This is a genomic window from Azohydromonas lata (assembly GCF_034427735.1).
Lineage (GTDB): Bacteria > Pseudomonadota > Gammaproteobacteria > Burkholderiales > Burkholderiaceae_C > Azohydromonas > Azohydromonas lata.
In genome coordinates, this window is sequence record NZ_JAXOJX010000130.1 from 1 (window position 1) to 9,169 (window position 9,169).

Consider the following 9,169-nt stretch of genomic DNA (forward strand, 5'->3'; position numbering starts at 1 on the left):
CGCGGGCGTCCACGTCCGCCGGCGTGAGCGGCCGGGGCTCGCCGCCGCGGCGCGTGTCCAGCAGCCACAGCCGGGAGGCGACGGTGTCGCCGCGGGGCGACTGCACTTGCAGCGCCGCGCGGGCGCCGTCCGCGCACAGGGCGATGGCCGAAGGGTGTTCAAGCCGCCAGGTCAGGCGCGGGTGCAGTCGTCGGGTGCTCATGCGGTCAGCGGCGTTGCAGTTGGCTTTCGAGATGGCGCTTCACCGCGGGCCAGTCCGGGGCGGTGATGCTGTAGACGGCGGTGTCGCGGAGGGTCCCGTCCGGCAGCCGCATGTGGTGGCGCAGGATGCCGTCGAGCTGCGCGCCCAAGCGCTCGATGGCGCGGCGCGAGCGGTGGTTCAGGCGGTGCGTGCGCAGCTCCACGGCCAGGCAGTCCAGCTCCTCGAACGCGCGGCGCAGCAGCAGGTACTTGCACTCGGTGTTGAGCGGCGTGCGCTGCACGCGCTGGGCGATCCAGGTGCTGCCGATCTCCACGCGGCGGTTCACAGCGTCCACGTTCATGTAGGTCGTCATGCCCACGGGCGTGCCCTGGGCGTCGAGCACGGCGTAGGGGGTCATGGCGCCTTGCTCGTGCAGCGCGAGGCGCCGGGCGATCTCGGCGTCCATCTCGTGCGGCGCGGGCACGCGCGTGACCCACAGCTTCCACAGCTCGCCTTCCTGCACGGCTTCGGCCAGGGCGGGGGCGTCGTCGTGGGAGAGTAGCCTGAGGCTGGCGTGGTGCCCCTGCAGCGCCGTGGCGGCGGGCCAGCTCATGGGCGGCGGCTCCGCGAGGTCGTTTGCATGGGGTTACAGCGGCGGCAAAGCGGCCTTTGTTGCTTCAAATCCATGGCGCGGGATCATCGCACCATCGCCTGCGGGCGGACCCGAATGCGGGCGTGGTTGTTGGCGTGGGAGCGGGCTGTGGGCGGCAGTGTGGGCGTGCATGCGCGGTGGGATTTCGTGATGGGTTGTTTGCTGGCCGGTGCCGTGGCGGCGTTGCCGGCCTGGGGGCAGGAAGGGGACCGGGAGGAGGCGGATGCGCCGGCCTTCGCCGCGCTGGCCGGCCCGGCGGACGCGGGCGAAGCCGCAGCCCTGGCCGAAGGCGAGGCGGCAGCGGATGAGGCCTTCGCCCAGGACGCGGCGGTTGAGGACGGGCCGGCCGAGGACGCGCCGCCGCCCAAGCGCCTGGGCGTGGAGCTGCCGGCGTACGAGCCGCAGTTGCTGGCGCTGTGGCGCCCGCTGGACAAGCCGCTGCGCCCGCCGTCCGTGGCCGCGCTGCTGCCGCCGCAAGAGTCGCCGCTGTTGCCGCCCGCGCCCTATGCCGCGCCCAGCGTGTGGTCCAGCCAGGCCTACAGGCTGGTGCCCCATACGCCGCTGGCGGCGGTGAGGATTTATGCGCCGCGGCTGCGCGTGCCGCTGAAGGAGACAGCTTTCAGCGCGCCGCGCAGCTGCGCGCCGGACCCGTTCAACAGCGCCAGCACCGACGACTGGCTGGCCCAGCTGCGCCAGGGCTGCGGCCGCGACCAGCTCAAGCTGGGCGTGCAGGGCTCGCAGGTGGAGCTGGCCACGGTGCAGCCCGTGCAGCAGGCGGCGCTGCTGGACAAGCCCCCGGCCTCGCCCAAGGCGCCCGTGAAGCTGGAGCTGGACCAGGTGCAGAGCCATCAGTGGTCGGCCCTGGACGCGCCGCTGACCACCAGCCTGCGCTTGGGCTGGCAGGGCTCGCGCGACAGCACGCTGGGCCAGGTGCAAAGCGACCAGCGCGCGCTGCTGGCCTCCGGCAGCCTGCTGCGGCTGGGGCCGAACGCGGCGCTCGACATGAGCGTGGGCCGCCAGCGCACGGGCAACCTGCGCAGCGGCGAGATGCGCACGCGCACCGCCGTCACCGGGCTGTGGCGCCCGCTGGGCACGCACATGGTCTACGCGCAGTGGGCCGACGAGGCCACGGGCATCGCGCGCGAGCTGGGCATGCGCTGGTGGCTGCAGCCGGGAAAGCTGTCGCTGGACCTGGGCGCGCGCCGCGCGGGCGAGGGCCAGCCGCTGGAGCCGCGGGTGTCGCTGACCATGAGCGGCTTCCTGCGCTGAGGCTGCTGGCCTGCAGGCCAGCAGGCGCCGGGAGGCGCTTTCAAGGGGCGGATTGCCGCGTCAGGCCGGGGTAATCGCCCCAAGCACTTTCAAGCGAAAGTTGAAATCAGCGGTGCTGGCGCTGCATGGCGACCAGCTTGTGGAAGAGGTTCAAGTCCTGCTCGTTCTTGAGCAGGGCGCCCACCAGGGGCGGCACGCTCACGCGCTCGTCGCCGCTGTGCAGGGCTTCGAGCGGGATGTCCTCGGCCAGCAGCAGCTTGAGCCAGTCCAGCAGCTCGCTGGTGGAGGGCTTTTTCTTCAGCCCCGGCAGGGAGCGCACGCGGTAGAAATTGTCCAGCGCGGCGGCCAGCAGCTCGTGCTTGAGGCCGGGGAAGTGCACGTCCACGATGGCGCGCATGGTGGCCGGGTCGGGGAAGCTGATGTAGTGGAAGAAGCAGCGGCGCAGGAAGGCGTCCGGCAGCTCCTTCTCGTTGTTGGACGTGATGAAGACCAGCGGGCGGTGGCGGGCGCGGATGGTCTCGCGCGTCTCGTACACATGGAACTCCATGCGGTCGATCTCGCGCAGCAGGTCGTTGGGGAACTCGATGTCGGCCTTGTCGATTTCGTCGATCAGCAGCGCCACGGGCTGCTCGGCGGTGAAGGCCTGCCACAGCACGCCCTTGACGATGTAGTTGTGGATGTCCTTGACGCGCTCGTCGCCGAGCTGGCTGTCGCGCAGGCGGCTCACGGCGTCGTACTCGTAGAGGCCCTGCTGCGCCTTGGTGGTGCTCTTGATGTGCCACTGCAGCAGCGGCATGCCCAGCGCCTGGGCCACTTCCTCGGCCAGCATGGTCTTGCCCGTGCCGGGCTCGCCCTTGACGAGCAGCGGGCGCTGCAGCGTGAGCGCGGCGTTGACGGCCAGGCGCAATTCAGGGGTGGCGACGTACTGGTCGGAGCCTTGGAATTTCATGGGCGTGGCGCCGGCGCTGCGGCGGGTTTGCAGGGGTGGCGTTCGAGTATAGGAGCCCCCTAGACTGCGCCTTGACACCGCGCAAGCTCCACCGCCGGCGCCCTCGCAGCAGCAGGGCCGCCTTCATCATCAGCTTCACGAGACGATGACCAAGACCCTTGCCCTGTCGCTGGCCCTGGCCGGCATGCTCCTCTCCACCGCGCAGGCCCAGACCGCGGCCGCTCCCACGGCCCCCGCCGCGGCGCCCGCGCCCTCCGGTGCCGGCGACTCGCGGGTGGCCATGTGCATCGGCTGCCACAGCATCCCCGGCTACCAGGCCAGCTTTCCGCAGGTCTACAAGGTGCCCATGATTTCCGGCCAGAGCCAGAAATACCTGGAGGCCGCGCTGCAGGCCTACAAGAAGGGCGACCGCAAGCACCCGACCATGCACGGCGTGGCCGCGTCGCTCGGCGACCAGGACATCACCTTCGTGGCCGCGCACTACGCGCAGCAGACGCCCGCCGAGGCCGCGCCCGCGCCCGCGACGCCGCCCGCGGCCTCCACCGAGGTGGCCGCGCTGCTGACCAAGGGCGCCTGCGCCTCCTGCCACGGCGCCAACTTCAGCAAGCCGCTGGACCCGAGCTACCCCAAGCTCGCCGGCCAGCATCCGGACTACCTCTTCGCCGCGCTCAAGGCCTACCACACCGAGAACAACGCCAGCGTCGGCCGCAACAACGCCATCATGGGCGCGCAGGTGAAGCAGTTCAGCAACGCGGAGCTCAAGGCGATCGCCAACTACATCGGCTCGCTGCCCGGCGAGCTGTACACGGTGCCGCAGTCGCGCTTCCGCTGAGCGGCCCGTCCCCGACGCCACGCCCGCGCTCCGGCCTTGCCGGGCGCGAGCTGTTTTTTGGGGGGACGCACTGGCTTGTCCTGGATAGCCGTGCCGTCCCCACGGCAGCCGGTGCATGGCGCAGGGCCGATACTTGCGGGCCGGCCGAGGCCTTTGCCAAGGAGCCGGAGGAAGAGGGCTACACGCCCACCGTCTCCTGAAAGCGCACCGCGCGGCCGATTCACTTCTTCTCTTTTTTTGCAGCACTTCCCCCGATGAGCAACGACAACGCGTCCAATGCCTTTGAGCTGTTGGGCGGCGAGCCGGCCGTGCGCCGGCTGGTGGACCGTTTCTACGACCTGATGGAGCTGGAGCCCGCCTATGCCGGTATCCGCCGCTTGCACCCGCAGGACATGCAGGGCTCGCGCGACAAGCTCTTTTGGTTCCTGTGCGGCTGGTTGGGTGGTCCCAACCACTACATAGACCGCTTCGGCCACCCGCGGCTGCGTGCGCGGCATCTGCCTTTTGCCATCGGCCTGGCCGAGCGCGACCAGTGGCTGCTGTGCATGCAGCAGGCCATGCAGGAGCAGGGGCTGGACCCCACGCTGGCGCAGCGGCTGGAGGACGCGTTCTTCAACACCGCCGACTTCATGCGCAACAAGGGCGGCTGAACCGCGGGCTGAACCTCAGCCCCGCAGCAGCACGATCAGCGCCCCGTGCCCGCCCTGGCTGCCCTGGGCCTGGACGAAGGCGGCGACTTCGCTTTTCTGCACCAGCCACGCCCGCACCTTGCCCTTGAGCACGGGCACGCGCCCGGGCGACCCCAGTCCCTTGCCGTGGACGACGCGCACGCAGCGCAGGCCGCGCTGCGTGGCCTCGCGCAGGAAGCCGGCCAGCCGCTCGCGCGCTTGGTCGCGGCGCAGGCCGTGCAGATCCACCTCGGCCTGGATGGACCAGCGGCCGCGGCGCAGGTGCTTGAGCACGTCCGCGCCCACGTCCGGGCGTCGAAAGCTCAGCTCCGCGTCGGTCTCCAGCAGCGTTTCCACGTCCATCTCGTCGGAGAGGGCTTCCTGCAGCGCCGCCTGCTCGTCGAGCTCGCGCTGGCGCGGCCAGGGCGCGGGGCGGGGCAGGTGGTGCTCCTTGCGGTTGTGGGCCTTGAGCGGTTGCACGGGGCCGACGGTTTGGGCAAACAGGTCCAGGGCGCGCGCCGCCTCGCGCTCACGCGCGCGCTGCTGCTCGGCCTCCTGGCGGCGGTGTTCCAGCACGCGCTTGATGGCATCGAGCTCGTGCAGGCTGCGCAGCTTCACGTTCATCGCAACTTCCCAACTTCCTTGCGCTGCGCGCGGTTCGGTTCACAAGTGTCCGAGAGTGTGCAGGAGCGCACGGCATGCGCGCTGGGCGCCGCCGGGGCGGCCCCGCTCAGAGCAGGCCGCGTTCGGCGAAGGAAACGGTCTGGCCCAGGCCGATGACGAGGTGGTCCAGCACGGCCACGTCCACCAGTTGCAGCGCGCTCTTCAGGCGCTGGGTGAGGAACTCGTCAGCGCGGGAAGGCTCCGCGAGGCCGGAAGGGTGGTTGTGGGCCAGGATCAGCGCCCCGGCGTTGAGCTGCAGCGCGCGCTTGACCACCTCGCGCGGGTAGACGCTGGTCTGCGTGAGCGTGCCGCGAAAGAGCTCCTCCATGCACAGCAGCCGGTGCTGGCTGTCCAGGAAGAGCACGGCGAAGACCTCGTGCTCCAGGCCGCAAAGGCGCAGCGAGAGGTAGTCCTTCACCTTGGCCGGCGTGTCGAACACCGGCGAGCGCGCCAGCTCCACGGCCAGCGTGCGGCGGGCGATCTCCATCACCGCGCCGATCTCGGCCCGCTTGGCCGGTCCCAAGCCCTTGATCAGCGCCAACTGGCTCGGTTGTGCCCGCAACAGGCCGGGCAGGCCGTTGAAGTCGGCGAGCAGCTTGTCGGCGAGCTGGAGCACGTTGAGCTGCGGCAGCCCGGTGCGCAGCAGCAGCGCCAGGAGCTCGGTATCGGCAAGCGCCCCGGGACCGCGGGCAAGCAGCTTCTCGCGCGGCAGCGCGTCGGCAGGCAGGTCTCTCAATGGCATGGGTCCAGGGCGGCCTTGAGGCCGGCTCGTAGAATTCGGCCCAGTCTAGACAAGAGTCCATCTGCCGTGAGCACCATACAGCCCGGGGCTTTCCTGACCCTGCATTACCGCCTGTCGGGGCCTGACGGCGCCGACATCGTCAACACCTTCGGCGGCAAGCCGGCCACGCTCACGCTGGGCACGGGCGAGCTTGCGCCGGCCATGGAAGCCCGGCTCATCGGCCTGGCCGAGGGCGCGCACGAGCGCTTCGAGCTGGCACCCGGCGAAGCCTTCGGCGAGCGCAACCCCGAGCTGCAGCAGCGCGTGAAGCTCTCGCTGCTGCGCGAGCTGGGCGACCCCGACGCGCAGTACGGCGTGGGCGACGTGGTGCAGTTCCCCACGCCGGGCGGCGAGGCCAGCTATGCCGGCGTCGTGCGCGAGGTAGGCGGCGACTGGCTGCTCTTCGACTTCAACCACCCGCTGGCCGGCCAGGGCGTGAGCTTCGAAGTCCAGGTCATCGGAGTGCTGTGATGAGCGGCGGCGTGCAGGAAGTGGTGCTGGCGCAGCCGCGCGGCTTTTGTGCGGGCGTGGACCGCGCCATCGAGATCGTGGAGCGTGCCCTGGCCCGCTTCGGCGCGCCCATCTACGTGCGCCACGAGATCGTGCACAACACCTACGTCGTCAACGACCTCAAGGCCAAGGGCGCCATCTTCATCGAAGACCTGGCCGAGGTGCCCGCGGGCGCCACGCTGGTCTTCAGCGCCCACGGCGTCAGCCAGGCCGTGCGCCGCGAGGCGGCCGAGCGCGGCTTTCAGCTCTTCGACGCCACCTGCCCGCTGGTGACCAAGGTGCATGTGGAAGTGGCCAAGCTCGCGCGCGAGGGCTACGAATTCATCATGATCGGCCACAAGGGGCATCCGGAGGTCGAAGGCACCATGGGCCAGCTCGACGGCGGCATCCACCTCGTCGAGGACGTGCAGGACGTGGCCCGCGTGCAGGTGGCCCAGGGCACCAAGCTCGCCGTGGTGACGCAGACCACGCTGAGCGTGGACGATGCCGCCGAGATCCTGGCCGCCGTCAAGCGCCACTTTCCGCAGGTGCGCGAGCCCAAGAAGCAGGACATCTGCTACGCCACGCAGAACCGCCAGGACGCCGTCAAGCTGCTGGCGCCGACGGTGGACGTGCTCATCGTGGTGGGCAGCCCAACCAGCTCCAACAGCAACCGGCTGCGCGAGCTGGCGCAGCGCCTGGGCACGCCGGCCTACATGGTGGATGCCGCCGCCGACCTGCAGCCGCAGTGGTTCCCGCAGGGCGCGCGCGTTGGGCTGACCGCCGGGGCCTCGGCGCCGGACATCCTGGTGCAGCAGGTGATCCAGCGCCTGCGCGAGCTGGGCGCTTTGAGCGTGCGCCGCATGGAAGGCGTGGAGGAGCACATCCGCTTCCCGCTGCCCAAGGGCCTGGGCGACCGCTCCATGGCCGAGTCGGCCCAGGGCTGACGATCGCATCTCTTCGCCGCGCCGCGTTGGGCGCGGCATCTGCCCTGAACGCCGGCCACGTGCCGCCGTGCGGCCTGCACGGTGCGCGCTGGGCGCCGGCAAGCCAGGGCGCGGGGCGGCTTTTTACAATCTCCGCCTCGCAAAGGAATACACCATGCTCGATATCTCTCTGCTGCGCCGCGACCTCGACGCGGTGGTGGCCCGCCTGGAGGCGCGCAAGTCGCCGCAACCCTTCCTGGACGTGGAGCGTTTCCGCGCGCTGGAGTCCGAGCGCAAGCGCATCCAGTCCGCCACGGAGGAGCTGCAGGCCAAGCGCAACACGCTGAGCAAGCGCATCGGCCAGCTCAAGGCCAAGGGCGAGGACACCGCGCCCGTGATGGCCGAAGTCGCCGGCATCGGCGACGAGCTCAAGGCCAGCGCCGAGGCGCTGGACGCGCTGCAGGTGGAGCTGCAGCAGATGCTGCTGAGCGTGCCCAACCTGCCGCACGAGAGCGTGCCCGCCGGTGCCGACGAGACGGCCAACGTCGAGGTGCGCCGCTGGGGCAGCCCGCGCGCCTTCGACTTCGCGCCGCGCGACCACGTGGACATCGGTGCGCCGCTGGGCCTGGACTTCGAAACCGCGGCCCGCCTCTCCGGCTCGCGCTTCGCCTTCCTGCGCGGGCCCATGGCGCGCCTGCACCGCGCGCTGGCCCAGTTCATGCTGGACGTGCACACCACCGAGCACGGCTACACCGAGTGCTACACGCCCTACATCGTCAACCGCGAGGCGCTGCTGGGCACGGGCCAGTTGCCCAAGTTCCGCGAGGACATGTTCTGGGTGCTGCGCGGCGGCGACGAGGAGCAGGCCGAGCAGTACCTGATCTCCACCAGCGAAATCCCGCTGACCAACAGCGTGCGCGACCAGATCCTGGACGCGTCGCAACTGCCCCTGCGCTTCACCGCGCACAGCCCGTGCTTCCGCAGCGAGGCCGGCAGCGCCGGGCGTGATACGCGCGGCATGATCCGCCAGCACCAGTTCGACAAGGTGGAAATGGTGCAGGTGGTGCGTCCGGAGGACAGCTACGCTGCGCTGGAGTCCATGGTGAACCACGCCGAAGCCATCCTGCGGAAGCTGGAGCTGCCTTACCGCGTCGTGGCGCTGAGCAGCGGCGACATGGGCTTCAGCGCCGCCAAGACCTACGACCTGGAGGTCTGGCTGCCCGCGCAGAACACCTTCCGCGAGATCAGCTCCTGCTCCAACTGCGAGGCTTTCCAGTCGCGGCGCATGCAGGCGCGCTTCCGCAACGCCCAGGGCAAGCCTGAGCTGGTGCACACGCTCAACGGCTCCGGCCTGGCGGTGGGCCGCACGCTGGTGGCGGTGCTGGAGAATTTCCAGCGGGCCGACGGCGGCATAGACATCCCGGCGGCGCTGCGGCCCTACCTGGGCGGCATCGACGTGCTGCGTGTCTCCTGAGCTGGTCCGGCGGTGGGGCAGGGCGGCTCTTGGCGGCTTGGGTGAAGCCATTGCCCGGCCCAAGCGTCACCGTCGTGCCCCGTCCCACAAAAAGATGTAGCGTCTCGCCTAAAACTCAGGCTAGAATGCGAGGCTTCACCTGCTGACCAGGGTGAAGTTCCCGGAAAGGTGGCAGAGTGGTCGAATGCGCCGGACTCGAAATCCGGTATACAGGTTTCCTGTATCGAGGGTTCGAATCCCTCCCTTTCCGCCAGCGGTTCTCCGCTGGGGCGCTGTAAAAACGGC

11 protein-coding genes and 1 tRNA gene are annotated in these 9,169 nt (G+C 70.3%); 7 read left to right on the forward strand and 5 right to left on the reverse strand.

Features of this window, described 5'->3' with window-relative positions:
• On the reverse strand, positions 1–202 hold a 202-nt coding region (locus tag SM757_RS34045), incomplete at its 3' end, for a hypothetical protein (protein ID WP_322468730.1).
• Positions 203–206: 4 nt separating this feature from the next.
• Entirely contained in the window at positions 207–794 is a 588-nt protein-coding gene (locus SM757_RS34050; protein WP_322468731.1) for a GNAT family N-acetyltransferase, read from the reverse strand.
• A 189-nt stretch (positions 795–983) separates the two neighbouring features.
• Between SM757_RS34050 and SM757_RS34055 the strand changes: the two genes are divergently transcribed.
• Positions 984–2,102: a FecR family protein gene (locus SM757_RS34055; protein WP_322468732.1), complete on the forward strand. Its 1,119-nt coding sequence runs from the start codon at positions 984–986 to the stop codon at positions 2,100–2,102.
• A gap of 106 nt (positions 2,103–2,208) precedes the next feature.
• Here SM757_RS34055 and SM757_RS34060 read toward each other — a convergent pair whose 3' ends face one another.
• Positions 2,209–3,051 carry an AAA family ATPase gene (locus SM757_RS34060; RefSeq protein ID WP_066337168.1) on the reverse strand — a complete coding sequence of 281 codons (843 nt, stop codon included), beginning with the start codon at positions 3,049–3,051 and terminating at the stop codon, positions 2,209–2,211.
• A 145-nt stretch (positions 3,052–3,196) separates the two neighbouring features.
• Between SM757_RS34060 and SM757_RS34065 the strand changes: the two genes are divergently transcribed.
• Entirely contained in the window at positions 3,197–3,883 is a 687-nt protein-coding gene (locus SM757_RS34065) for a c-type cytochrome (protein ID WP_322468733.1), read from the forward strand.
• 254 nt (positions 3,884–4,137) lie between these two features.
• Positions 4,138–4,533: a group II truncated hemoglobin gene (locus SM757_RS34070; RefSeq protein WP_322468734.1), complete on the forward strand. Its 396-nt coding sequence runs from the start codon at positions 4,138–4,140 to the stop codon at positions 4,531–4,533.
• A 15-nt stretch (positions 4,534–4,548) separates the two neighbouring features.
• On the opposite strand, the gene SM757_RS34075 is transcribed toward SM757_RS34070, so the two are convergent.
• Positions 4,549–5,175: a Smr/MutS family protein gene (locus SM757_RS34075; RefSeq protein ID WP_322468735.1), complete on the reverse strand. Its 627-nt coding sequence runs from the start codon at positions 5,173–5,175 to the stop codon at positions 4,549–4,551.
• 106 nt (positions 5,176–5,281) lie between these two features.
• Positions 5,282–5,956: a RadC family protein gene (gene radC, locus SM757_RS34080; RefSeq protein ID WP_322468736.1), complete on the reverse strand. Its 675-nt coding sequence runs from the start codon at positions 5,954–5,956 to the stop codon at positions 5,282–5,284.
• Between the two features lie 66 nt (positions 5,957–6,022).
• On the opposite strand from radC, the gene SM757_RS34085 reads away from it, so the two are divergent.
• The 4 genes from SM757_RS34085 (at position 6,023) to SM757_RS34100 (ending at position 9,137) form a co-directional block, all read left to right on the forward strand.
• Positions 6,023–6,466, forward strand: a complete 444-nt coding sequence (locus SM757_RS34085; RefSeq protein ID WP_066337182.1) for an FKBP-type peptidyl-prolyl cis-trans isomerase — start codon at positions 6,023–6,025, stop codon at positions 6,464–6,466.
• On the forward strand, positions 6,466–7,431 hold the full coding sequence (gene ispH / locus SM757_RS34090) for a 4-hydroxy-3-methylbut-2-enyl diphosphate reductase (RefSeq protein WP_066337190.1): 966 nt from the start codon (positions 6,466–6,468) through the stop codon (positions 7,429–7,431). Before SM757_RS34085 ends, ispH begins: the two co-directional genes overlap by 1 nt.
• Positions 7,432–7,585: 154 nt before the next feature.
• Positions 7,586–8,884: a serine--tRNA ligase gene (gene serS, locus SM757_RS34095; protein ID WP_322468737.1), complete on the forward strand. Its 1,299-nt coding sequence runs from the start codon at positions 7,586–7,588 to the stop codon at positions 8,882–8,884.
• A 162-nt stretch (positions 8,885–9,046) separates the two neighbouring features.
• Positions 9,047–9,137, forward strand: a tRNA-Ser gene (locus SM757_RS34100).
• Positions 9,138–9,169 lie beyond the last annotated feature (32 nt).